Source organism: Paenalcaligenes hominis (genome assembly GCF_011927625.1).
In the GTDB taxonomy this organism is placed as follows: Bacteria; Pseudomonadota; Gammaproteobacteria; order Burkholderiales; family Burkholderiaceae_B; genus Paenalcaligenes; species Paenalcaligenes hominis.
The window spans coordinates 133,864-158,698 of record NZ_JAATIZ010000003.1 but is presented as its reverse complement, the minus strand read 5'-3'; the positions used below and the strand labels follow the sequence as shown (position 1 = coordinate 158,698).

At 47.2% G+C, this 24,835-nt stretch carries 25 protein-coding genes; 13 read left to right on the top strand and 12 right to left on the bottom strand.

All coding sequences use genetic code 11. The annotated features are described in order from the left end of the window. Nucleotides 1-48: 48 nt before the first annotated feature. Genes yidD through rpmH form a run of 3 tightly spaced genes read right to left on the bottom strand, consistent with a single transcriptional unit; the run spans nt 49 to nt 814 of the window. Nucleotides 49-273: a membrane protein insertion efficiency factor YidD gene (gene yidD / locus GGR41_RS07890; protein ID WP_216819645.1), complete on the bottom strand. Its 225-nt coding sequence runs from the start codon at nt 271-273 to the stop codon at nt 49-51. Further along, the gene (gene rnpA, locus GGR41_RS07885) at nt 270-629 is read right to left on the bottom strand and encodes a ribonuclease P protein component (protein ID WP_167661397.1); all 360 of its coding nucleotides are present in this window, start codon (nt 627-629) and stop codon (nt 270-272) included. The genes yidD and rnpA overlap by 4 nt, the downstream gene beginning before the upstream one ends. 50 nt (nt 630-679) lie before the next feature. Then, nucleotides 680-814, bottom strand: a complete 135-nt coding sequence (gene rpmH, locus GGR41_RS07880) for a 50S ribosomal protein L34 (protein WP_077734131.1) — start codon at nt 812-814, stop codon at nt 680-682. 343 nt (nt 815-1,157) lie between these two features. On the opposite strand from rpmH, the gene dnaA reads away from it, so the two are divergent. The 3 genes from dnaA to gyrB all read left to right on the top strand — a co-directional run bounded on the left by dnaA (nt 1,158) and on the right by gyrB (nt 6,217). After that, a complete protein-coding gene (gene dnaA / locus GGR41_RS07875) occupies nt 1,158-2,579 on the top strand; it encodes a chromosomal replication initiator protein DnaA (RefSeq protein ID WP_167661396.1) in 1,422 nt (473 codons plus the stop codon). A 2-nt stretch (nt 2,580-2,581) separates the two neighbouring features. Next, the gene (gene dnaN, locus GGR41_RS07870; protein WP_167661395.1) at nt 2,582-3,691 is read left to right on the top strand and encodes a DNA polymerase III subunit beta; all 1,110 of its coding nucleotides are present in this window, start codon (nt 2,582-2,584) and stop codon (nt 3,689-3,691) included. 78 nt (nt 3,692-3,769) lie between these two features. Then, the gene (gene gyrB, locus GGR41_RS07865; RefSeq protein ID WP_167661394.1) at nt 3,770-6,217 is read left to right on the top strand and encodes a DNA topoisomerase (ATP-hydrolyzing) subunit B; all 2,448 of its coding nucleotides are present in this window, start codon (nt 3,770-3,772) and stop codon (nt 6,215-6,217) included. A 194-nt stretch (nt 6,218-6,411) separates the two neighbouring features. Here the strand turns inward: gyrB and GGR41_RS07860 are convergent, their stop codons facing one another. Together GGR41_RS07860 and GGR41_RS07855 are read right to left on the bottom strand one after the other, a co-directional pair. Further along, nucleotides 6,412-7,017, bottom strand: coding sequence for a LysE family translocator (locus GGR41_RS07860; RefSeq protein ID WP_209279782.1), 606 nt, complete (start codon nt 7,015-7,017; stop codon nt 6,412-6,414). Nucleotides 7,018-7,265: 248 nt separating this feature from the next. Then, the gene (locus GGR41_RS07855; protein ID WP_167661392.1) at nt 7,266-7,760 is read right to left on the bottom strand and encodes a 2-thiouracil desulfurase family protein; all 495 of its coding nucleotides are present in this window, start codon (nt 7,758-7,760) and stop codon (nt 7,266-7,268) included. A 164-nt stretch (nt 7,761-7,924) separates the two neighbouring features. Here GGR41_RS07855 and panD point away from each other — a divergent pair, with 164 nt between their 5' ends. Further along, entirely contained in the window at nt 7,925-8,470 is a 546-nt protein-coding gene (panD, locus tag GGR41_RS07850) for an aspartate 1-decarboxylase (protein WP_077734136.1), read from the top strand. 56 nt (nt 8,471-8,526) lie between these two features. Here panD and GGR41_RS07845 read toward each other — a convergent pair whose 3' ends face one another. From GGR41_RS07845 to GGR41_RS07825, 5 genes are read right to left on the bottom strand one after another with little or no spacing between them, the layout of a single operon-like run. Next, nucleotides 8,527-9,516, bottom strand: a complete 990-nt coding sequence (locus GGR41_RS07845; RefSeq protein ID WP_077734137.1) for an ABC transporter ATP-binding protein — start codon at nt 9,514-9,516, stop codon at nt 8,527-8,529. Continuing rightward, nucleotides 9,513-10,484: an ABC transporter ATP-binding protein gene (locus GGR41_RS07840; protein ID WP_077734138.1), complete on the bottom strand. Its 972-nt coding sequence runs from the start codon at nt 10,482-10,484 to the stop codon at nt 9,513-9,515. The genes GGR41_RS07845 and GGR41_RS07840 overlap by 4 nt, the downstream gene beginning before the upstream one ends. Nucleotide 10,485: 1 nt before the next feature. Further along, a complete protein-coding gene (locus GGR41_RS07835; protein ID WP_167661391.1) occupies nt 10,486-11,397 on the bottom strand; it encodes an ABC transporter permease in 912 nt (303 codons plus the stop codon). Then, nucleotides 11,397-12,380: an ABC transporter permease gene (locus GGR41_RS07830; RefSeq protein WP_167661390.1), complete on the bottom strand. Its 984-nt coding sequence runs from the start codon at nt 12,378-12,380 to the stop codon at nt 11,397-11,399. The genes GGR41_RS07835 and GGR41_RS07830 overlap by 1 nt, the downstream gene beginning before the upstream one ends. A 56-nt stretch (nt 12,381-12,436) precedes the next feature. Further along, a complete protein-coding gene (locus GGR41_RS07825) occupies nt 12,437-14,011 on the bottom strand; it encodes an ABC transporter substrate-binding protein (RefSeq protein WP_167661389.1) in 1,575 nt (524 codons plus the stop codon). A gap of 124 nt (nt 14,012-14,135) precedes the next feature. Between GGR41_RS07825 and dinB the strand changes: the two genes are divergently transcribed. From dinB to GGR41_RS07805, 4 genes are all read left to right on the top strand, one after another. Continuing rightward, nucleotides 14,136-15,290, top strand: coding sequence for a DNA polymerase IV (gene dinB / locus GGR41_RS07820; protein WP_188372622.1), 1,155 nt, complete (start codon nt 14,136-14,138; stop codon nt 15,288-15,290). An 88-nt stretch (nt 15,291-15,378) separates the two neighbouring features. Beyond that, the gene (locus tag GGR41_RS07815) at nt 15,379-16,569 is read left to right on the top strand and encodes an acetylornithine transaminase (protein WP_167661388.1); all 1,191 of its coding nucleotides are present in this window, start codon (nt 15,379-15,381) and stop codon (nt 16,567-16,569) included. Nucleotides 16,570-16,621: 52 nt separating this feature from the next. Further along, complete coding sequence (locus GGR41_RS07810; protein WP_167661387.1) at nt 16,622-17,110, top strand: MarR family winged helix-turn-helix transcriptional regulator; 489 nt, start codon at nt 16,622-16,624, stop codon at nt 17,108-17,110. A gap of 176 nt (nt 17,111-17,286) precedes the next feature. Further along, nucleotides 17,287-17,454 carry a hypothetical protein gene (locus GGR41_RS07805; RefSeq protein WP_159436846.1) on the top strand — a complete coding sequence of 56 codons (168 nt, stop codon included), beginning with the start codon at nt 17,287-17,289 and terminating at the stop codon, nt 17,452-17,454. Here GGR41_RS07805 and GGR41_RS07800 read toward each other — a convergent pair whose 3' ends face one another. Together GGR41_RS07800 and GGR41_RS07795 are read right to left on the bottom strand one after the other, a co-directional pair. Continuing rightward, nucleotides 17,455-18,912, bottom strand: coding sequence for a gamma-glutamyltransferase family protein (locus tag GGR41_RS07800; protein WP_167661386.1), 1,458 nt, complete (start codon nt 18,910-18,912; stop codon nt 17,455-17,457). A gap of 17 nt (nt 18,913-18,929) precedes the next feature. After that, entirely contained in the window at nt 18,930-20,456 is a 1,527-nt protein-coding gene (locus GGR41_RS07795; RefSeq protein WP_167661385.1) for a hypothetical protein, read from the bottom strand. A gap of 165 nt (nt 20,457-20,621) precedes the next feature. On the opposite strand from GGR41_RS07795, the gene GGR41_RS07790 reads away from it, so the two are divergent. The 5 genes from GGR41_RS07790 (at nt 20,622) to GGR41_RS07770 (ending at nt 24,795) form a co-directional block, all read left to right on the top strand. Beyond that, a complete protein-coding gene (locus GGR41_RS07790; protein ID WP_229711223.1) occupies nt 20,622-21,374 on the top strand; it encodes a sulfite exporter TauE/SafE family protein in 753 nt (250 codons plus the stop codon). 91 nt (nt 21,375-21,465) lie between these two features. Continuing rightward, nucleotides 21,466-22,131 (top strand): GntR family transcriptional regulator, encoded by a 666-nt coding sequence (locus GGR41_RS07785; RefSeq protein WP_077734145.1) that lies wholly within the window; start codon nt 21,466-21,468, stop codon nt 22,129-22,131. A gap of 61 nt (nt 22,132-22,192) precedes the next feature. Further along, nucleotides 22,193-23,017, top strand: coding sequence for a sulfite exporter TauE/SafE family protein (locus tag GGR41_RS07780; RefSeq protein WP_167661384.1), 825 nt, complete (start codon nt 22,193-22,195; stop codon nt 23,015-23,017). Nucleotides 23,018-23,043: 26 nt separating this feature from the next. After that, nucleotides 23,044-23,817 (top strand): FadR/GntR family transcriptional regulator, encoded by a 774-nt coding sequence (locus GGR41_RS07775; protein ID WP_167661383.1) that lies wholly within the window; start codon nt 23,044-23,046, stop codon nt 23,815-23,817. A 243-nt stretch (nt 23,818-24,060) separates the two neighbouring features. Then, a complete protein-coding gene (locus GGR41_RS07770) occupies nt 24,061-24,795 on the top strand; it encodes an iron-containing redox enzyme family protein (protein WP_077734148.1) in 735 nt (244 codons plus the stop codon). The last annotated feature ends 40 nt before the right edge of the window (nt 24,796-24,835 follow it).

Here is a 24,835-nt window from a genome sequence, read left to right as displayed (position 1 = left end):
CTGTTAATCAAGTTTTATAGGCGGGCTTGGAAGTAAAGGTGAATAGAGTTAGTGTTTTTTCGGTGGGACAGGATCATAGCCACTACGACCCCAAGGGTGACAGCAACCAATACGTTTCATACCTAACCAAACCCCACGTACAACACCGTGTACCTCAATGGCTTCGATAGTATAGGCTGAACACGTAGGCAAGTAGCGGCAATTACGGCCCAACCAAGGGCTAATCGCTATTTGATAAAAACGTACACAACCTATTAAGATGGTTTTCACTATCTGGCCTTTTGGAACAAGCTGTCTATTTCCGTTCGCACCAATACACGTAGCTGTCTTAATGATACGTCTGGCACTTTAGTGTGCAAACGAACCACAAAATCGTTAGGAGGTAAAAGAGGGCGTTGTAAACGGAAGGCTTCGCGTATTACCCGTTTAATGGTGTTACGCGTTACAGCTCGTGTCGCAAGGCGTTTAGGGATAATCAAACCTAGCCGAGCAGAGTCAGCGCTTGCTGAAGATTGACGTGGTGTGTTGACAACAAACAAAGCCCCTCTTGCTATACGTCTGCCTTTTAAGGCGGAGGCGTATTCGGAGGGGCGATGTAGTCGTGCAGAGGCTGGATAGTCAGTACGCATTTAGGTTGATGCGACCTGTCCAGTATGTGCCTAGTGGCACCTGCTGCCGATTAAACAGCTAAACGCTTGCGGCCTTTGGCACGGCGAGCGTTTAGTACGGCACGGCCGCCACGGGTTTTCATACGTAAGCGAAAACCGTGCGTGCGTTTGCGACGGGTAACTGATGGTTGATATGTGCGCTTCATGGTTAGTCCACAAATAAAAGTGCCGCCAGATAACGCCTAAAAGACCAAACCTAAGCCCCTCGCGTAAAACCTTTAAAGATACTTTAAAAGCCAATCTAAAAGCGGTTTGACGACAAAACTAGGTTTCTGGCAACAGAAAATCTACAAAAGACTATTATTTCAGCAAGTTTTACTAGATTAGTCAATAGTAAAAGGCCAAAACAATAGGGTTGGTGCGCATTTTACCTTAAAGCGACACATTTGCGGAGGAAGAAGACATATTAGGGGCTGTGGATAAAAACACAGGGGTTGTGGATAAGTCTGTGGAGTAAGGGTAGAATTAAGGTTTACTATAGTGAAAAAAATGAACGATTTTTGGCTTTCTTGTGTACAACGTCTAGAGCAGGATCTCCCTCCTCAACAAATCAGCGCGTGGATTAAGCCTCTAGAGCCTATTGAGTTCGAAGAGGATACTGCCGTGCTGCGGATGTCTGCGCCTAATCGCTTTAAACTGGATTGGGTACGTAAAAATTTTTCACATCGTATTCAAGACATCGCTAGCGAATGGTTTGGACGCCCTATAGAGCTTCAGCTCGAACTTGCTCAGTCTACCGCCGCGCCTCAGCCTATGATGACGGCGCAGGGTTTACAACAGGCTCGACAACACGAGCACAGCGTCGAGCTCGATCAACAGAATGCGATCCCCACTATTTACACTACACCTAGTCCAGTGACTACACCGTCGCATGCCGCGCCTTCTGAGCAATCGCGCTTAAACCCCGATCTTAGTTTTGATAACTTTGTCACGGGTAAAGCCAATCAGTTGGCTCGCGCCGCAGCACTCCAGGTCGCTGAAAACCCAGGTACGTCTTATAACCCTTTGTTTTTGTATGGCGGGGTAGGCTTAGGCAAAACGCATTTAATCCATGCGGTAGGCAATGCCCTCATTAGTCGAGGCCGAGGGGTTAAAGTCCGTTATGTGCATGCGGATCAATATGTATCAGATGTAGTAAAAGCCTACCAGCGCAAAGCGTTTGACGAGTTTAAACAGTACTATCACTCGCTAGACTTACTGTTGATTGATGATATTCAGTTTTTTGCCGGTAAAAACCGCACCCAAGAAGAATTCTTTTATGCGTTCGAAGCCATGGTGGCGCAACGCAAGCAAATTATCATCACCTCAGATACCTACCCCAAAGAGCTTTCTAATATAGAAAGTCGTTTGATTTCTCGTTTTGACTCGGGCTTAACGGTAGCCATCGAGCCTCCCGAGCTAGAAATGCGGGTCGCCATCCTTTTACGTAAAGCTCAAAATGACGGCATGACTATGCCAAAGGAAGTGGCCTTTTTTATTGCTAAGCATTTGCGTAGCAATGTACGAGAACTCGAAGGGGCTCTACGTACCGTAGCGGCTTACGCTCGCTTCCATGAGCAAACCGAGTTAACCGTCGACATTTGTAAAGACGCATTAAAAGATCTGTTGTCTATGTCGAATGGTCAGATCTCTGTAGAAAATATTCAGAAGACTGTGGCCGATTTTTATAAAATAAAAGTCTCGGACATGTATTCAAAACGGCGTCCAGCCAATATTGCCGTACCTAGACAAATAGCAATGTATTTGGTTAAAGAGCTAACCCAAAAAAGCTTACCGGAAATTGGCGATTTGTTTGGTGGACGTGACCACACCACCGTATTACATGCTGTGCGTAAGATTGCTGAGGCGCGTCGCTCAGACAATGAACTTAATCACTCACTTCATGTGTTAGAACAAACATTAAAAGGATAACTATGCTACTTGTAAAAGCCTCGCGCGATGCGCTGCTTAAGCCTTTAACCACTGTTGTAGGCATTGTTGAGCGTCGTCATACCTTGCCTATTTTGGCAAATATCCTGTTGCGTAAAGAAGGCAACCGTGTGTCCTTTATTGCCACAGACCTCGAGGTGCAAATTACTACCCATGCTGATTTTGGGGTAGGCGACGCTATGCTTTCAACGACAGTGGCGGCACGTAAACTACTCGATATTTTGCGTGCTTTGCCAGGCAGTGGTGAGGTGTCCTTAACCCTAGAGGACAACAAGCTTTTAGTGCAGTCAGGGCGTAGCCGTTTTGCTTTACAAACTATGGCTGCGGATGATTTCCCTACCCTTGTTCAGCCTGATCAGTGGGATGTATCGTTTGCTTTGGCGCAAAAGTCACTCAAGCATTTATTGAATTCTGTGCACTTTGCCATGGCACAACAAGATATCCGCTATTATTTAAATGGTATGCTTTTTGTGTTTGAGCCTGGCTTGGTACGTACCGTGGCTACCGATGGCCACCGCCTTGCTCACCATGCCATCGAAGCGCAAAGTATCGATGCCAAGCACGAAGTCATTGTGCCGCGCAAAACCGTATTGGAAATGCAGCGCTTACTTGACGATACCGATGCCCCTGTACAGGTTGAAGTTGCCGCCGGTCAAATGCGCTTTAATTTTGACGGGGTCGAATTAATCACCAAACTGGTCGAGGGCAAGTTCCCTGATTACACCCGAGTGATTCCCACCTCTTATACGCGCCATTTTGTACTAAATCGCGAAGCCTTACAGGGCAGCCTACAACGCGCAGCCATTCTCACCACTGATAAATTACGTGGCGTACGTATTCAGTTAGGTGAAAACCAAATGAAAATTTCAGCATCGAATGCAGAGCAAGAAGAAGCTCGAGAAGAACTCGAGGTAGATTACGCGTTTGAGTCCTTAGATGTGGGCTTTAACGTCAGTTACTTACTGGATGTTCTGGCAAATACAAAGACAGCCGATATTCGTTGGTCAGTACAGCCAGACTCTAATGCATCGGTATTAGTCACTCTACCCGAAGAAGATGCTTTCAAATATGTAGTTATGCCCATGCGTATCTAAAAAAGAAGTTTTCTTTACACGCCTACGCTTAGCTAGAACAGCTCTAGCTGCATGACTCACTACAGGTAATATAAATTCATGTCAGATCAAACTACAACGAACCAACCCGATTACGGTGCGGATTCAATTAAGATGCTTAAAGGGCTGGAGGCGGTTCGTAAACGCCCCGGCATGTACATCGGTGATACCTCCGATGGTACTGGCTTACATCACATGGTGTTTGAGGTCGTTGACAACGCAATTGACGAAGCGTTAGCCGGCTATTGTGATGATATTGTGGTCACTATTCATGCGGATAACAGTATTTCTGTACGTGATAATGGTCGCGGTATCCCTACTGATATTCACCGTGATGACGAAGAGCAGCGTAGCGCCGCAGAGATCGTAATGACCGAACTGCATGCAGGGGGGAAATTCGATCAAAACTCCTACAAGGTGTCTGGTGGCCTGCACGGGGTAGGGGTTTCATGTGTAAACGCCCTTTCCGAGTGGCTAGAGCTTACGATTTGGCGCAACGGTAAAGAGCATTCTTTACGCTTTGTACGGGGCGAGCGGGAGGCCCCTCTAGCTGTGGTCGGCGATACCGATCACAGTGGTACATTGGTACGTTACTTAGCCGATTACGAAATATTCACTGATATTAATTATCACTATGAAATTTTAGCTAAGCGCTTGCGTGAACTGTCCTTTCTAAATAATGGCGTTAAGGTACGTTTAGTCGATGAGCGCCAAGGTAAAGAAGAAGACTTTGCCTTTTTAGGCGGTGTAAAAGGCTTTGTGGAATACATCAACAAAGGCAAAACCGTCTTGCACCCGAATGTATTCTCGGTCACAACCGAGTCCGAAGCAGGTGGTACTTTAGTTGGCGTTGAGATTGCTATGCAATGGAACGACAGCTACGCAGAAAACGTGCTGTGTTTTACGAATAACATTCCACAACGCGATGGGGGCAGTCACTTGACAGGGCTACGTGCCGCCATGACACGTGCGCTAAACAAATACATTAATGACAACGACATTGCAAAACGTGCCAAAGTCGACACCACAGGTGACGACATGCGCGAAGGCTTAGCATGTGTGTTGTCAGTCAAAGTGCCCGAGCCTAAATTCAGCAGCCAAACTAAAGATAAGCTCGTTTCTAGCGAGGTTCGCCCTGCGGTCGAAGAAGCCGTAAGCCGTACTTTGGAAACGTGGTTGTTGGAAAACCCCGCTGATGCACGTGCGGTGTGTAATAAAATCGTAGAGGCCGCTCGCGCTCGCGAGGCGGCTCGTAAAGCGCGCGAGGTCACGCGTCGTAAAAGTGTGCTCGAAGGTGCAGGTTTGCCTGGCAAGCTTGCTGATTGTCAGGAAAAAGATCCTGCTAAATCTGAACTCTATATTGTGGAAGGGGACTCGGCGGGTGGCTCAGCCAAACAAGGCCGAGACCGCAAGTTTCAAGCCATCCTGCCCCTGCGCGGCAAGGTGTTAAACGTAGAAAAAGCCCGTTTTGATCGCCTTATTGCAAGTGAGCAAATTACGACGTTGATTACAGCGCTAGGTACCAGTATTGGTCCTGATTTCGATATAGAAAAACTGCGTTATCACCGCATTATTATCATGACGGATGCGGACGTAGATGGGGCGCACATTCGTACACTTTTATTGACCTTGTTCTACCGTCAAATGCCCGAGCTGGTCGAGCGCGGTTATATTTACATTGCCCAACCGCCTCTGTACAAAGTCAAAGTCGGTCGCGATGAACGCTACCTTAAAGACGATGCAGAAGAAGCTCAGTTTATGTTGGGCTTAGCCGTCAAAGACGCTGCAGTTTTACCACGCGAGGGCGCAGAACTCATCACTGGTGAAACCCTAGAGGAATTAATTCGTCAGTATGTGCTGGCGGATCAGGTAATTGCCCGTTTAGGGCGCTTATTTGATAGCGAGGCCTTATCAGCGGTAGCCGAAGGGGTACAAATTGACTTAAGCTCCGAGCAGTCCGCTCAACAATCGGCTCAGACGTTAGCCGACGTCTTGGTGGATCCCGCCAATCCGCATCTGGTAAAAGTGGATGCAGAGTTAAACGAAAACACCGAAACGTGGCAAGTTATAGTGCGCCGATTGCATCATGGCAATATCCGTGTCAGTGTGTTTGATAAAACCTTTATTCTTAGCTCTGATTACTTAGCCTTAAAGCGTGCTGGCGAGACCTTCTTAGGCTTAGTAGGCGAGGGCGCTAAAGTAATGCGTGGCGAAGGCGAGCGTCGTAAAGAGCAAGCCATCGAGGACTTCCGTGATGCCGTTCATTGGTTACGTGCCGAGGCCGAGCGTGGCGTTAGCAAGCAGCGTTACAAAGGCTTGGGGGAAATGAACCCTGAACAGCTTTGGGAAACCACCATGGATCCTACTGTGCGCCGTTTATTACGTGTTCAAATTGAAGACGCAATCGCTGCTGATCAAGTTTTCACTACATTGATGGGCGATGATGTCGAGCCACGTCGTGCTTTTATTGAAACGCATGCGCTGCAAGCTGGAAATATTGATGTGTAATTGTGATGAACTTCTCTATTAATTCGATGCTTGAATTAAAGAGACACACAAAACGGACCGCTAAAAGGCGGTCCGTTTTTAATTGTGAGAGCGGGCTTGTTCTTGGGTCATATGCGCTATAGAACAAGGTTTCACATGGAACATTCCGATGAATCAACTAAGCATTAAGCTTTGCTTTTAGGCATAGTAAGACGTTAATAAACCAGCTTGGCTGCAATAATAGGGTGAGTGTCGAGGAAGAAAACGGCCTCATCAGCTAACAGCCACAGGGCGGTAAAGGTCATCAATAACGCCATACAACCATTAAAAAGCTGCAGACGTTTAGGCTCTTGGAGAAACCGTTTTAGCTTGGACCCCAGTGCAGCCCAGATAAAGATACATGGAAAGTTGGCCAGAGCATTAATTAAGGCAATGCTGACATAGTGCCCCCAACTAGCGGTAGTTGAGCTAAACAAAATAGCAATATTAATAGCCATTAGCCAAGCCTTTGGGTTGACCCACTGAAATAAGGCCATTTGCCAAAAGCCCATGGGTTGTTGCAGCTGAGATTTGCTTTCTGTCGTTGATGATCGATATAAAGCCCAAGAAAGCCATAATAAGTAGCCGCAGCCAATGAGAGCTAAGGGAAAACGAAGCTCTTCTATCCAGCTGAATAAAAGATGAAAGGTGCTAAGGGCAATTAAGCATTGAATAGCACAGCCTATGCTAACCCCAAAACACATAGGCAAGGTGCGTCTTAAACCAAAGTTAACCCCTGAAGCCGTCAGTAAAAGGTTGTTAGGCCCTGGGGTTACAGACATCACTGCAATATAATTAATAAGTGCAAAGTAATTCATGGGGTTAATACAATAAAAATAGCCAAATTCAATTTGCTAAGCATAGCGTGTCTTTTATTTTTGATACAGAGGCAAATATCTAATCTATGATTGGGTACATTTTTACCCTTTGAAAAGCAACGATTCGTAGGCGTTGGCACGTGTAGGTGCTGTTGCCTGTGAATGGACAGGCATAGGCCCTCCGGTAAGCCCATATATAACAAGCTAATACTCTATGCGTCGTAATGGGCTAAAAAAGCGGCAGCTTCTTCAAGCTGGTTTTCATTAAACACACGAATACGATGACGAGTTAACAGAGCGGCGGTTACACCCATGCCAGAAAGGGTGGTGCCTGTAAATGAGCCATCGTAAATACGAGAGCTACCACACGAAGGGCTATTCTCTTTAAGAATAGCTAACGGCACTTGATGGCGCTGAGCCAGTTCAAGAGCTAACTGTGCCCCTGCTATAAACTCCGCCGTTAGATCGTGGCGATGCGAATCTATAATGCGTGCTTGAAAGGCCAAAATGTCCTCGCCACTGCGCTTGTTTTGTATTTCGGCAGGGGGGCGTGGCGTGGGTAGGCCTGCAGCGACCTCGGGGCAAATAGGAATTAAGCGGCCTTCTTCGCGCCAACGTTCAAGCAGCGTATGATCAATCCGTTTGTGGCTGTGATCGTAGCGAACAGGCTGGCCCACTAGGCAGGCACTGATAAGTATAGGGGTCATAGGGGATAGAGCTAAAAACAACGAGGTGGACGGTAATCAGTTTAACTATTTAGAACTAAGCCGCAGACTGAATGTGGTGAAATAGTTAAACGAGCATAGGTCGAGTTTGCATAAGCTCGTATAATTAAAGCAAATTCTGCTTTTATCTATTAAGTGTATTTTTCATGAAAAAAATTGTTCGAGCCAAGTTGCACGGTATTACTATTACCGGCGCTGACTTAAATTATCACGGCTCCATCACCTTAGACCCTGAAATTTGCGAACAAGCGGGCATTTTGCCAATGGAGTTCGTGGATATTTGGAATAAAGACAGCGGTGCACGTATTTCTACCTATGTCATTTATGGCAAGCCTGGCTCTCGTTGCTGTATTTTAAATGGGGCGGCTGCACGTACGTGTCAGCGAGGCGATCAAGTCATTATTTGTGCAACCGAATACATTGATACCCCTCAAATCTTTGATATTGAGCCAGTGGTATTGACCTTTGATGCGCAAAATAATGTGGACGAGGTCATGAGCTACCAGGTGTATGCAACGCCAGAGCATCCTTATAATTTTCGTATCAAACGCGAAGAACGCCCAAATGGTGCGCAGCGTCAAATCGTCAATGTAGATGTAGAAGCCCTTGCTGCCGATTTACGTGCTCGTGGCTTAAATGATCATGCCATAGCCGATATTTTGTCGTGCCATTTAAATCAGTTTGCTTCGTAATCGCTACGTAGCCACCTATGTAAAAAGCACTATTGGATTTCCAATAGTGCTTTTTTTTAATCGCGTCCCTCTTCGACAGCATGGCAAGCCACTTGGGTTTTGCCTTGCTGCAACAGCTCGGGTCTTTGCTGCCTACAGCGATCATTAGCTAAAGGGCAGCGAGGATGAAAAGTGCAACCGCTGGGAGGATTTAAGGGGTTGGGTACCTCGCCTGCCACAGGAATGCGCGCTTTGCCTGTGCCAGTCATATCAGGAATAGCGCCCAAGAGCATTTGCGTATAGGGGTGCCGTGGGGTGGTGAATAGGGTATTACGATCGGCTATTTCGACAATGCGCCCTAAATACATTACACCGACGCGGTCTGCTACATGATGGACAACGGCTAAGTTATGGGAAATAAATAAATAACTAAGGCCTAAGGTGCTTTGCAGGTCTTTCATGAGGTTTAAGACCTGAGCCTGCACCGATACGTCTAAGGCAGAGGTAGGCTCATCGCACACAATAAATTCAGGATTAAGTGCTAGGGCGCGAGCAATAGAAATACGTTGCCGCTGCCCGCCTGAAAATTGATGGGGATAGCGATTTTTATCCGAAGGGTTTAACCCAACCTGTTCAAGCAGCTGCCCAGCTCGGTCGGCTTGCTCTGGAGCAGAAAGTTGCGTGTGGGTGTTAAGTGGCTCGGCAATAATTCGACCTACACGCCAACGGGGATTTAAACTGGCATAGGGGTCTTGGAAAATCATTTGAAGCCGACGCCGCATAGCCTGCTTTTGACTGGGATTCATGGAGGTTAAGTCCATACCGTCAAAACGGATGCTACCCCGCGTTAAGTCGTATAAACCAGCAAGCAGACGCGCAACGGTGGATTTACCACAACCGGACTCACCTACAAGGGCTAAAGTTTCGCCTTTATGTAAAGTGAAGCTTACCCCATCTACCGCATGCAGCAACACACGCGGTTTACGATAAATAACGCGGTCTAACCAAGACGGCGATACATCAAAATAGCGCGCAGCATCATTAACTTCAACTAAGGGGGTGCTCATGCGGGCTCTCCTTCATGCAGCCAACAGGCGACTTGGCGATCTTTGATGGTGATGAGCTCTGGGCGTTCAACCCTACAGCGTGGCATCACTTCTTTGCAACGTGGATTAAACGCACAGCCAGCTGGAATGGCATGTAAACGTGGCATGCTGCCGGGGATTTGCTCTAGACGTGACAGGCTACGGTGAATGTCGGGAATAGAACGCATAAGCCCAGCGGTATAAGGGTGCAAGGGCCGCTGAATAACGTCTTGTACAGGGCCTACCTCGATAATACGACCGGCATACATGACCGCGACGCGATCTGCGGTTTCTGCAATCACACCCATGTCATGGGTAATGAGCATCACTGAGGTACCGTGTTCTTTGCAGAGTTTTTTCAGTAAGTCAATGATTTGGGCTTGAATGGATACGTCTAAAGCCGTAGTGGGCTCATCCGCCACAATAAGCTTTGGCTCGGCAGCTAAAGCCAATGCAATGACTACTCGCTGACGCATGCCGCCAGAAAACTGGTGCGGATAGTGGTTAATACGTTCGCGGGCTGCAGGGATGCCAGTGGACTCAAGCAGCTCGATGGCACGTTCTTGAGCTTGTTTTTGACTGAGGTTAAGGTGGGTTTGAATGGTTTCCACCAGTTGCTGCCCTACTGTGTAGAGAGGGTTGAGCGAGGTTAAAGGGTCTTGGAAAATGGCTCCGATTTCTTTGCCTCGTAGCTGACGCATTTGCTCTTCGGGCAAATTATCAATGCGCTTGCCGTTAAAGTGAATTTCGCCACCAGCAATACGGCCTGGCGGGTCAAGGAGGCGAATAATAGCGCTGCCTGTTAGGGATTTGCCGGCGCCTGATTCGCCGACTACGCCTAAGACCTCGCCGCTATTAATGTGAAAAGACACGTCGTTTAAAGCCGTCAGTACCCCACGACGGGTGGGGAACTCTACGTTTAGATGTTTGACTTCGAGTAAGGCGCTCATATTAGTTCAATCGTGGGTTGAGCGCATCGCGCAACCAGTCACCGAGTAAGTTCACAGAAAGAACTAGCAGAATTAACACTAGTCCGGGGAATATGGTGATCCACCATTCACCAGAAAAAAGGAAGTCATTGCCAACTCGTATAAGAGTGCCTAAGGAAGGGGAAGTGGGTGGTACCCCAACGCCTAAAAAGGATAAGGTGGCTTCGGTGATGATGGCGGTAGCCAAATGCACAGTAGCCAGTACCAATACCGGGCCCAATACATTAGGTAAAACATGGTTGAACATGATTTTAGGGCCTGATACCCCAATGACCTTGGCGGCTTGGACGTACTCTTTGTTTTTTTCTACTAAGGTAGAACCACGAACGGTACGGGCGTATTGAGGCCAACCGGCCAACGCAATGGCCCCGACCAACACGGGGAAAGCAATCACATCTAATAGGTTTTGGGGAACGGCAGCACGAGCAACCCCATCAATAAGCAACGCAATGAGGATGGCCGGAAAAGAGAGCTGCACATCTGCAACGCGCATAATAAAAGCATCGATACGGCCACCGGCATAGCCAGCAATAAGACCTAGTGCAATGCCCACCACCATCGATAAAAAGACAGAAGCAAACCCGATCATCAGAGAAATACGGGTGCCATACATGAGCGAGGAGAATAGGTCGCGCCCTTGACTGTCCGTGCCAAGCAAATAGGTACTGAGACCGTTTTGCTCCCAAGCCGGAGGCAGCAGCGCATCGATAAGATTAACTGAAGCCAAATCAAACGGATTGTGTGGCGCAATCCACGGCGCACCAAATGCACTGACAAACAGTACTAAGGTCATTAAGGTGGCAAAGACGGCAACCGGTGAATGACGCCATGACCATGCCAAGTCGCTATCCCAAAATTGTGCTAAACGGCTCATTATTGGGCTCCTCTGTTCATGCTGATACGTAAACGAGGGTCGACCGCAAAATACAATAAGTCCACAATGAGGTTAATACAGACAAAAACCAAAGCAATTAAACAAAGGTAGGCAGCCATAACGGGCACATCCGCAAACTGAACGGCTTGGATAAAAAGTAAACCCATACCGGGCCATTGGAAAACCGTTTCCGTAACGATGGCAAACGCAATGATGCCGCCTAACTGGAGACCGGTGATGGTAATGACAGGCACCATCGTATTTTTCAGCGCATGACCAAAATGAATGGCGCGTTGGCTGAGACCGCGGGCTCGGGCAAACTTAATGTAATCGGTACGTAGCACCTCAAGCATTTCTGAACGCACTAAGCGCAGAATTAATGTGAGCTGGAACAGTGAAAGTGTAATAGCGGGCAAAATAAGATGGCGCCAGCCATCAATGGTGAATAAGCCGGTGCTCCACCAACCTATATAGGTGACTTCGCCACGCCCGTAACTAGGCAACCAGCCCAGTTGCACCGACATCACGAGTATGAGCAAAATTCCGATCAAAAACGTGGGTAAAGAAATGCCCAGTAAAGAGAACGCAAGAATGGCTTGAGAAATAAACCCATTTCGTTTTAAAGCGGTATAGACCCCTAAAGGCAAACCTACCACTAATGCCATGATGGCAGCCACCACAGAAAGCTCTACCGTTGCGGGTAAGCGGTCTTTGAGCAGTTCAGATACACTTTGTCCTTGGCGCAAGGAAAGCCCAAACTCACCCTGTACAGCATTTTGTACAAAATGCCAAAACTGCACAAAAGCCGATTGATCTAGACCAAGACTGGTGCGCAACGCAGCGCGATCGGCATCGGTTGCGTCTTGACCCAACATAATGGTGACAGGGTCACCAATATACCTAAATAAAATAAACGCTAATAAGCTGACGGCTAGCATAACCAGCACAGCTTGAACTAAGCGCCGAATAATAAATACCAACATATGGGGGCGACTTGTGGACCTAGACGATCAGCCTAAGCCCACAATCCTTTTAGTGATTAATCAATGGTCACCCAGTGCGCGGTGAGACGGTTGTCTGCACGGTGCACTACGTTCACGTTTTTAGCCATAGCCCAAGGGATAACTTGGTCGTGTAGAGGTAAATGACCTACCTCATCGGCATGAATTTTTAAGACTTTATGAATGGCTTCGGTGCGTTTGGCCTCGTCAGTTTCTGTTTTGATTTGATCAATAAGCGCATCGACTTCTGCGTTTTCATAGTTTCCAAAGTTAAACGAACCGTCAGCGCCTTCGCCTTTGCTGTGCATTAGACTTTGAAGTGTATACAGGGCATCGAAGGTAGGTACGCCCCAACCAAAGAGGTAAGCGCTGGTGTCATACGATTGAACTTTAGGAAAATACGTAGCGCGAGGCATGGCGTTTAAGGAAGCTTTGACCCCGGCTCGAGCCCACATGCCCACCACAGCCTGACAAATGGCTTCGTCATTGATATAACGGTTATTCGGGCAGTCGAGGGTAAAGCTGATCTCGTTTGGCTCGTAGCCAGCTTCTTTAATGAGGGCTTTGGCTTTTTCTAGATCCGGTGCAGGGCGCTTGGCCAGCTCTTCGGTCCAACCATGTACCTGTGGCGCTACCATCGTGCCAGTGGGTGAGGAGGAGCCACGCATAACGGCTTTTTTGATGGCCTCTGTGTCAATGGCTAAATAAAGGGCCTCACGCACACGTTGGTCAGCGAAAGGGTTTTTACCTTTTACCGAGCTGTATTTTAGCTCGGGGCTTTTTTGATCTAGCCCGATATAAATGGTGCGGTACTCGTTACCTTCAACCACTTTGGCTTGCTGCTGAATGCGCTGTAAATCTTGGGCGGGCGGATCAAGGACAAAATCGACTTCGCCAGAAAGGAGCGCCGCAGTACGTGTCGCGTTTTGTTTAATGGGGGTGTAGACGATTTTGGTTACGTTGCCTTGCTTGGCGTCTTTGCCCCACCAGTCGGGGTTTTCTACATAAGTAGTACGAATATCGACTTCACGTGAATCTAACTTATAAGCACCAGTACCATTGGCGTGACGGGCAGAATAGGTTTCTTGCTGCTTAGCAAAATCTTGGGGGGCGGTGGCGTTATTGGCTTCGGACCACGCTTTGTTCATAATGAAAACGTTGGTGAGCTGACGCAATAACACCGGGTTTGGCCCTTCGGTTTCAATCTCTACGGTGTGATCGTCGACTTTGCGTACCTCTTTGATACCATTCACATAGGCTTTAAAATTAGAGGTCGGTGCCAAGGCTCGGTTAATGGAAAAGACCACGTCATCGGCAGTAAAGTCTGCCCCATCATGGAACTTTACGCCTTCACGTAACTTAAAGCGCCAAACCGTGTCTGAGTCGGCTTTCCATTCAACGGCAAGCGAAGGCACTAAATTAAAGTCCTTGTCGTAGTCGACTAAGGGCTCGTATACATAACTGCTCGCAGCAATGGTCATGCCTTCGTTTTGAGCGTGTGGGTCTAGCGTTAGAATGTCCCCTTGGCTAGCCCAGCGCAGTGTTTTTGCCTGCCCTAAAGCAGGAACAAATAAAGCGGCGGTAAGTGCTGCAATAATCAGTTTTTTATGCATAAAGGTTGCTCCTTTAAAGCGAGAGTGGTTTTTTTCATAGTGCCTTGGCTTGGAATAGGCGTCAATCTTAAGCATAGATGATATAAAAATAAAGTGGAGCTTAGAAATATCAATAAATAGTCAAATGCCTCGACGAATTGCTCATCTAGATATGGATGCGTTTTATGCGTCCGTTGCTTTGTTACGTTATTCCGAATTACGTGGCAGGGTATTAGTGGTGGGAGGACGAAATATACCCGCACCTAAACGACGCGCGGATGGCACATGGCAGTATGCCCGTTTAGGGGATTACACGGGCCGAGGCGTTGTGACTACCGCAAGTTACGAGGCGCGGGCCTTTGGTGTGTTTTCCGCTATGGGCTTGATGAAGGCTGCCCAACTGGCTCCCCATGCTATTTTGTTGCCTGCAGACTTTACTGCCTATAGGTATTATTCCCGCTTATTTAAACAAGCGGTGGCTCAGCTATCGAATCGAATAGAAAATCGTGGTATTGATGAAATCTATATCGATTTAACGGAATTAAATCAAAGCAGCCATGAATTAGCGCAGCAATTACAAAAAGCCGTGTGGGAGGCAACCCAATTAACGTGTTCCATAGGCATTAGCCCAAATAAACTATTATCTAAAATAGCGTCCGATTTAAATAAACCGAATGGTTTTTGTATTATTGATGAGAGCGACATCGAGGCGTTGATCTGGCCTCTGCCGGTTTCCAAGGTGAATGGCATAGGCCCAAAGTCACAAGTTAAGCTGACTCAATTAGGCATTCACACCATTGGCGATATCGCTCGTGCTGATCCGGCTCTATTACAAGAAGTCTTTGGTCTTAGTTATGCTCAGTGGCTAAAAGAAGTGGCTCAAGGCATTGATCACCGACCTGTTATTCTAAGCGCTGATCCCAAATCCATGAGCCGAGAGCGTACGTTCGAACGAGATCTGCACGTACAACGTGATCGCCAGACCTTAAGTGCTTTTTTAGAACGTATTTGTCAGCAATTAGAGCAGGACCTGCGCGAAAAAGCATTCAGGGCTCAAACCATAGGGATTAAACTTCGCTTCGATGATTTCACGATACTAACGCGCGACATCACGCTAGAGCATCCCGTGGTAAACAGTGATGAGATTTTGCACGCCGCTAGACAAAACTTGCGCCGTACCGATATCCGTCATCGGCGCTTACGCTTAGTAGGGGTGCGCGCTACAAAACTCATCGCCGAAGCCGATTGTCTTGTGTTCGATACCACACCTCAGCAGCTGAATTTAGAGGGAATGGTGTAGATGCACACAAAAGCAGAGCTGATGCGCTAAAATTATTTGATAAAGCCATTACTGCTTGTACGTTTTCTTTTTTACAGGGTTCGCTGTTATGCAATTTGATCAGGTTGGTGCAAATGCACTGATGGAAATTACCTCTCGTCCAGATTTGGTTTTTGTGCGCGGCCAGGGTTCTTGGCTCGAAGATCACAATGGCAAGCGATACCTGGATATGATTCAAGGTTGGGCGGTTAACACGTTGGGCCACAGCCCCAAGAATGTGGTGGAGGCCATGTGCAAACAAGCCGCTGAACTGATGAACCCTTCACCTGCGTTTTACAACGCACCCATGATGGAGCTGGCCAAGCTCATTACTCAAAACTCGTGTTTTGATCGGGTTTTCTTTGCTAATAGTGGGGGCGAGGCTAACGAAGGCGCCATCAAGCTAGCCCGCAAGTGGGGCCAAAAAAACCGCAAGGGCGCATTTAAAATAATTACTTTTGACCATTCTTTTCATGGGCGTACTTTAGCGACCATGTCGGCCTCAGGTAAAGCCGGTTGGGATACCATTTTTGCTCCACAAGTTGATGGTTTTCCCAAGGCAAAACTTAATGATATTGATTCCGTCCGTGCTCTAGTTGATGAGACGACGGTTGCGGTTATGCTCGAGCCCATCCAAGGCGAAGGCGGTGTGATTCCTGCTGACCCTGCTTTTATGCAAGCTTTACGGGCATTGTGTGATGAAAAAGGTCTTCTACTGATAGTGGACGAGGTACAAAGTGGTATGGGGCGTACCGGCGTATTGTTCGCTTACCAGCATTCTGGCATTGAGCCTGATATCATGACCTTAGCAAAAGGTATTGGTGCGGGCGTGCCATTGGCCGCGCTGTGTGCCAAAGAGTCTGTGTCATGTTTTGAGCATGGCGACCAAGGCGGAACGTACAACGGCAACCCCGTGATGACAGCAGTAGGGGTCGAGGTGATGAAAACGCTTACCGCACCCGGCTTTATGGAATCCGTTAACGAACGTGCTCAACAGCTATCAGATGGTCTAATTGCGCTAAGTAACAAATGGGGCTTCAAAGGCGAACGCGGTCAGGGCTTACTTCGTGCATTAATTTTAGATAACGAGGATGGTCCCGCTATCGTGGCTGCTGCTCGTGATCGAGACCCAGAGGGCATGTTGCTTAACTCGCCCCGTCCGAACTTATTGCGCTTTATGCCAGCCCTTAATATATCCGAATCCGATTTAGACACTTGCTTGCAAATTCTTGACGAGCTGATTGCTCAGGTTCGTGCCTAACTAGGTCATAGCAGACTGACTAGCTAGTCAGTCTGCTTTTTTTAGAGTAATTATGAGCCAAGAAAAGATTGAGCGTCATCAATTGACTCATTTATATATGCAGCCAGGGCACCTACTTCGTCGTGCTCATCAAATCGCTGCTTCTATTTTTCATGATGAGCTAGGTAACCACATTACCCCTATTCAATATGCCGTATTGCGTATTCTTAAAGAGCATAGTGGTATTGATCAAGTGACTTTAGCTGGTTTAGTGGCCATAGATACCTCTACGGCGGCTAGTGTGGCTTTGCGCTTAGAGGAAAAAGGGTTGCTTGTACGCCATATAGACCCTGAGAATCGTAGGCAACGCAAGTTACATCTAACCGCAGAGGGTATAGATCTTTTAGAGCAGGCTAAAGACGGCATCTACCGTTTAGAAAACCGTATTTTTACAGGCTTAACTAACGAAGAAGCGCAGCAATTTATGGTGTTATTGCAAAAAATGGTTGATGCTAACAACGCCTTAAGCCGAGCACCATTAATTAAGCCTCCAAAGAAATAGCCCTTAGTATCAAGAAAAACCTCCGTAATACGGAGGTTTTTTATTGCTTCACGTGAAACAAATTATCTGTAGCGCTTAAAAAGTATACTAATCACAACAAACAAGGGGAAACCCTGATACCAATCTGCTTTTTTGGTATACTAAATACATGTTTCACGGTTTGTATGAGGTTTATCATGAACGAAATGTACGGTTCTAATGTAACGGTTGGTCAAATGCTTTCTGTTTATATGGATCAGCGTCAACAAGTACGCAAAGAAATGAAAGTATTACATATCCCCTCGTTAGTAGAAATCCGCCGTCTGTTTCAATTTGGCTCCTTATTTGCGTATAAAAACGCTTAATTAGTTAGCAAGGGCAGCGCCATCTTTTCTATGGTCTGATACCGCCCATAACTCATTATTGGCTAAACGTTGGATGGCTTGGGCTCCACCAAAATCGCTACGTCCAGCCAAGTCACCCACACCTTTAGGTGGCTCTTTGTAGCCGGCTTGTCGAATTTTTAATTGTAGCGAGCTATCCATGGTGGGCTCTAAAGCGACAAGGTGATCGCCTTCAATGCGCCAACGAGGATGAGCTAAAGCTTCATCTAAAGGGGTTCCCTCTCTGAAAAGCTGGTGCATAATTTGTATTTGGCCTTGAGGCTGCATTAAGCCACCCACGACGCCCAGCCCTAAATGAAAAAGACCAGACTTAGTCACTGCCCCTGGCACTACGGTGTGATAGGGGCGTTTGTTTGGGCCTGCTTCATTGATATGTCCGACTTCAGCAAAGCCAAAACCACGGTTTTGGAGGACAAAGCCAGCGCCTGGCACCACATACCCCGAGCCAAATCGCTTAAAAATGCTAGACATAAGAGTGATAGCGTTACCATCATTATCGACAATAACAGTACAGACGGTGTTACCACCACTGTCATGCACTGTTTTGGCTGCATCACGCAAGGCGGCTTGAGTCGCGTCAATTAGCGCTAACGTATCAGAGGTAGCACAGGAGCTAGACTGCCAAGACGTATTGGCTAATGCGTCTAATATGGCACAGCCATGGGTATTAGGTGGGCATTGGTAAAAAGCATAATCAGCATGCGCTAAACAGAGCGGTTTACAGAAATAGCCCTGATGGCGCTCAAAATCGTCAGCTCGTAATAAACCGTTGACTTGTACCATGGCTACCTCGGTACGCTGTGGAATCTCACCTTGATAAAAAGCTTGCCAGCCTTCATGAGCAATGCGTCTCAAGGTCCGAGCGAGCTCGGGGTTTTTGAAAATTGTCCCCGCTTGAGGAGCATGGCCTGCTTTATAAAGTTGGGCGCAATGGGGATCGGTGTGTAAAACGAAGTCGAATAGCTTCCATTCCCGGGCAGCTACCTCGGCGACCACAAAGCCCTCCTGAGCATAGTGGATGGCATCAATAAATAAATCTTCCCAATCTAGCTTACCGTAACGCTGATGTAAGTCATGCCACCCTTTTACCGCGCCAGGGGTAGTAATGCTGTATGGATGTCGCTCGGGAATACGTTGAGTGGGAAGCTCAGAAACAAGCTTGGACGTAAGTAGGGCAGGTGAGCGACCGGTACCGTTATAAGCGACTGGGTCTTCTCCGGCCAGAGTAATAATGGCTAAGACATCACCTCCGATACTTGTAGCCATGGGTTCTACCACCCCCATTACGGCATCCGCCGTGATGGCTGCGTCGACGGCACTTCCCCCTCTAAGAAGAATTTTTTGTGCGGCGCGGGCAGCAAGCATATTGCCTGTAGAGACTGCCCAATGTTTACCTAATGCTTTTTTGCTATGTACCATGTGTTTTTCCTCTTTTCTTAGAGAAAGAGCACACCACAGATAGTGGAGAACGTTAAACCAATAAGCACAGGTATAGTCAGGCCTCGTACCAGGTCAAGGATATGAACCCGAGCAAAACCAGCGACGGCTATTAATGAAGACCAAGCGATGAGTGTGCCGCCACCTGTCCAAATAGCCCCCATTTGACCAATAGCAGCTAAGGTTTCTACAGGCATGTCTACCACTGGGCCTAGGGCACCAGATAGTGTGCCGGTTAGTGGCAAGCCTGAAAAACCAGAACCGTCAATACCAGAGACCATACCAACCAAGAGCACACCAAAAGCAACCATTAAATGGTTTTCAGGGATGTAGTTTTGGCCTGCTGAAATAAGCTCAAAAAGTAAGCTTGGTGCTTCATTAGCAGGAATGCCTAAGATGGCGGCTGTGGCCTCGCTCGCACCCAAGAAGAAAAAACCAGCAATAGGAAGCACAGAGCCCATAGCGCGGAAAGCAAATACAAAACCATCAGTTAGGTGATCGGGACAGACCTCAAACATTTGTTTCCAACCCACGGCAAAGTAGGTAGCCAACATCATTACTAAAAAGGCCACCCCTCCCACTAAACCAGCGGCTTCACCACCTTGCAGAGTAGGGAGCCCTGGGATAAGGCGGGGGACTAACATAATGGCGATGGTCGCGAGAAAAGCGATCGGTGTAACCACAGCTAAGATGCGTGACTTCTTTTCCTCTGGAGTGGTTAAAGGGCTATGTTGGCCTTTAACTGGTGCTGAAGTGCCCTGGGCTATTTCTGCTTTATGATGTGTGCCCTGATGAGAAACTTTTTCCTCTTCCGTGGCCAAGGAAGTACCTGTAGCCGTTGTCATCCAATTATCTAAAAGTTGTGGGTCTGCTTTTTTGAAATGCTTACGCATTAAAAAATAGACCAAAAGCAGAGCGGTAGCGCCAGTGATCCAGGAGAGAATAAGAGCTTTGTCTGCAATGGCTGCAGCGCTAATAGCTGCACCGGCTGAGCGAGCGCTAATACCAGGGGCCACACCAATAATGTAGTCCGAGGAAAGCGCCATGCCTTGACCGCAAATAGCGATTACCATTGCTCCAGTTAAAGGGGGTAAGCCCGCTGCAATAGCGGCTGGCAGTAAAATAGCAGAAACAAGGGGTACGGCAGGCGTAGGCCAGAAAAATAAGGAAATGAAATAAGTAGCCAGAGCAATCATGATGTATGAAGACAGGCTATTCGTCATGACCTTTCTGAAAGGAGCCACCATTTTGACGTCTGCTCCCATCCGTTTTAAAGAGTTCAATAAGGCTGTCATGAAGGTAATGACGAGGAAAATATTAAACAACTCTTGAGCGGCAACAAAACTGGCAGAAAAAATGCCAACAATGCCTTGGATAGGATTACCTGTGATGGCGGTGATAACGACCAACGTCCCTATAACTGAAGGAATGACCACATTAGTACGTAGCATCATGGTGATAATAATGACCACTACGCCTAATAAATAAGCCCAGTGGGCTGCATTTAAGACGACATCCGCTTGCATTTGTCTACTCCAGAAAACAGTTCATATTTTTTAGTTGTAGATTGTATACTATATGTCATATGAAATGAGACCAAGTCATTTAAGCCAAAACTAGGGAAAACCTGCAATAGAATGCATACCGTTTTTTGGGTTTGGTTTTTATTTATGATTAAAGGATCCGGATAAATGGAACTAATGCAGATGATGGGCGAGGATGTGATTAACTATGCATTCATGGCTGTGGTTATCGCGACAGCCGCATTTTTACAAGGGGTAGGGGGCGTAGGCTTTGCGATGCTCGCTGCGCCAATAGCGGTAATTTTAGCGCCAGAGATGGTACCAGGTTGTTTATTGGTCTTAGGAGGCAGCGTTTCTTTTCTTGCCGCCATTCGAGAACGGCACGAAATCGTCATACCTGTAGTCAGTTGGGCACTAGTTGGTCGCACCATTGGTACCGTCTTAGCCGCAGTAGGAATGACGCAGCTCTCTAAAGAGTGGTTAGGCCTATGGTTTGGCGGTTTTATTTTTATTGCTGTGCTCTTGAGCGCTTCAGGAATCAAAGTAAGAGCCAATGCGGTGAATGTTTGTGGTTTAGGCGTGGCTTCAGGCATGATGGGCACATTGACGTCGGTAGGAGCGCCTGCAATTGCTATCGCTATGCAAAGCCTAAAGCCCGTACAACTGCGTCCTTCGCTAGGCAGTACCCTCTTTGTGGGGTCAATTCTCTCGATTATTAGCTTAGCTTTGGCTGGGCTTTTTACATGGAAAGACTTATTGTTAGGTTTGGTTTTGTGGCCCTTCATGTTTTTAGGGTTTTACCTTTCTGGTCGAGCGAGGCATGTAGTAAGCCCTAAAAATGTGCGCTTGTTTTTATTATGGTTTTGTGGAATTAGCAGCGTAATGTTGATAGCGAAATCATTGATTGCGTGGCTAACTTAGTAGACAGAAATGAGACGTATTATAATAGAATTTCTCTGATATTTTTGCTTGGGCTATTAAGACTAGGGCTTCAAGCTTGGTGGATTAAATAATGATGAACACGTCGGTGATAAAACTTGGTCAAAAACATGCTCCTTTATTTACCGTTGTTCGCGACCGCATTCGTGAAGACATTTTAAATGGTGTGTATAGGCCCGGAGATCGTTTAATTGAAGGCAAATTATCCGAAGACTTAGGCGTTTCAAGAATTCCTATTCGAGAAGCGCTTCGCGAACTTTCTGCCGAAGGGATTGTGACTATCGAGCCGCGCCGAGGTGCTTCGGTAGCGGTCTTGTCCGATCACCAAGCGAAAAACTTGGCAGAGGTGCGTGCTGCTCTCGAGGGGTTGAATGCACGTCTTGCAGCGATGCGCCGAGACGAAGCCACTATAGACGCACTTAAAGACATTTTACAACGTGGCCAAGATGCGTTAGCTAAAGAAGACTTGGCTGAACTTAAACAATTAAATACTTTATTTCACGAACATTTAGGCACGATGGCACAGAACCATGTGCTCACAGAGCTAACGAACAGTTTCAGAGACCGCACGACGCTTTTATTTGCCCCTAGCAATATTCAACGTGTACGTAATAACTGGGAAGAGCATGCCCAAATATTGAATGCCGTTATTGCTGGTAATGCCGAGTTGGCGAATCTCTTAGCAACGCAGCATGTACACAACGCTGCAGCGGCGTATTTTGAGACAAAAGAAAAATAGTTGGTTCCGTTGATCCTTTTTGGTATCATTGGTTTGTTTTTTAACTATACAGAGATACCAAATGGAAATGACGATGGAGACCACCTTGTTATTTGCTGCATCGATGCTCGTTGCAGGCGTCATAGCAGGGATTATTGCAGGGTTATTAGGGGTCGGGGGCGGCATTGTTCTGGTTCCTGCCATGTTTTATCTTTTTACTCTCATGGATGTGAGCCCCGAGGTCCGAATGCATCTGGCAGTTGGTACCTCGTTGTCTACTATTATTGTGACGGCCTGGTCTTCTTCACGGGCGCATTATAAAAAAGGGGCTGTGGATGTCGAGCTGCTTAAAGGATGGGGACCTTGGTTGTTTGTTGGTGCCATTTTAGGGATGCTTTTCTTTAGTTCTATCAAATCCCTTACCCTAACTTTTGTGTTTTCAGCAGTCACTTTCTTGTTAGCTTTATATATGTTGTTTTCGCCCCAACACGAAGAAGGTTCTGAGTCCACCTTTCCTGGCGGTGTGTTGCGTGGCGTATATGGCATTATTGTTGCCAGTTTGTCTTCTATAATGGGCATTGGTGGTGGCAGTCTTAGTGTGCCTTTGTTGACCTATTACCGTTTTCCTATTCGTCGTGCGGTAGGAACCGCGGCGGCGGTAGGTTTGATCATTGCATTGCCTGGCACTATAGGGGCGTTTGCTTCGGGGTTTGGCGATCCCAATCTACCTCCGTTTAGTATTGGTTACGTCAACCTTTTAGCGTTTGCCATACTTATCCCAGTAACGGGTTATTTTGCTCCTATTGGCTCTAAAATTGCCCATACGATTAATCCCAAATACCTGCGCTATGCGTTTGCAGGATTTTTAATTTTTAATGCGGTAAATATGTTGATTACTGCGCTCTAACTGAGACTTCATTACGTTAGGTTTTTATGACAACTTCCTCTTCAACTCCTCGACGCGCTGATTATGCCTTAGGTCTACTTAATGAGCTTCTAGCGCAAACCCCTGTGGGCGATAAACTAAAGCCTGAGCGTGAGCTAGCGGCCGAGTTTGGAGTAAGCCGTCGTGTCATAAGAGATGCACTGGATCAGCTAGAGTCACAAGGCCGCATTGTGCGTACCCCTGGGCGTGGCACAGTGGTGCAAGATCATCCTTCTCTTCAGGGTTCTCTCCGTGCACTTGGGGGGGAGCCCGCCCCCCAACTACCCCGAGCTCAAGAGGATAAAACGCTTTCTCAAATAGAATCTTTTACGGTGCCTGATGCGGTCATTTTAGGTAGTAGTCCTATTGACTTAATGAATGCGCGATTAGTGCTTGAGCCTGCTATAGCCGCCACTGCAGCCATGCATGCTTCGACCCAAGATATCCATAGCATGCAGGATTTAATTGAACGTGGTCGTCAAGCGCAGACCCCGCACGAATGGGAGCACTGGGACAGTGCCTTGCATCAGCGCATTGGCGATGCAACGCACAATCAATTGCTGCAATACTTTTACCGTGTTTTATCGGTGGCTCGCTCTCAGACAGAGTGGGGGCGGCTGCGGCAGCAGACGCTTAACACCAAAAATCAGCAGCTCTATAGTGAACAACATGCAGCTATCTTGCAGGCAATTCAGGCACGAGCTCCTCAAGAGGCAGCAGAGTGTATGCGTACGCATTTACACACAGTGAAACGCACATTAATTGATGGCATAGATCTGTAAATGCCACAGGCTTTGCTTTTATAGACCAAGCCCCGCTTGTGTTTTTACATTAGTGAAAAATCACATCATCTAGTTAATTCGTTTTTTAATCAAAATGGGACCATCTCTGAATGGTCCCATTTTTTTAGGGATAGTACCTAGTTCTTATTTTTGTAGATTGTATACAATTTAATCAATGCTTCAGGTATAGATCATTAATGCTTGGAGTATCTGCTTATACACCGACAGAAATAAGGAATGGTCATGGAACAGAAATTATTAAATCGCGATGAGTTTCGCGCAGCCCTAGAAAAAGCGATTCAGGGCAAAAGTGCTAATAAGTCTCCTTTTAGTATTGCGTGGGCCACAGGTAAACTGACCCGCGAACATTTAGCGCGTTGGGCTGAAAACCACTATCACTATGTAGGGCCGTTTGCGGATTACTTGGGCTATTTATACGCTCGTACTCCGGCTGAGTACGAAGAAGCAAAAGACTTCTTGCTAGCCAATATGTACGAAGAGGAAATAGGCGGCGACCGTCATACCGATTTGTTAATTCGCTTTGGTGAGGCGTGCGGTACCACCCGAGAGCGCATTGAAAACCCAGATAACATGAGCCCCACCACTCGTGCTTTGCAAGCGTGGTGCTATAGCGTGGCTATGCGTGAAGATCCGATCGTGGCTGTAGCAGGCTTAGTGGTGGGCTTAGAGTCACAAGTGCCTTCTATTTACCGTAAACAAACCCCAACCCTACGTGAAACCTATGGCTTTACGGATGAGGAAGTCGAGTTCTTTGACTTACATATTGTGTCCGATGAGATTCACGGCGAGCGCGGTTATCAAATCGTGCTAGAGCATGCCAATACGGTCGAGTTGCAACAGCGTTGTTTACGCATCTGTGAAATTGGCGCCGAAATGCGCTTGCTTTACACCACGGCTTTATATAACGACTATGCCAAAGAAAGCATCAGCCTCGAGGAGTTAGAGGTAGCGGCTTAAGTGACCAGCTACGTAGGGTAGGTGGCTACCCTACTGCATT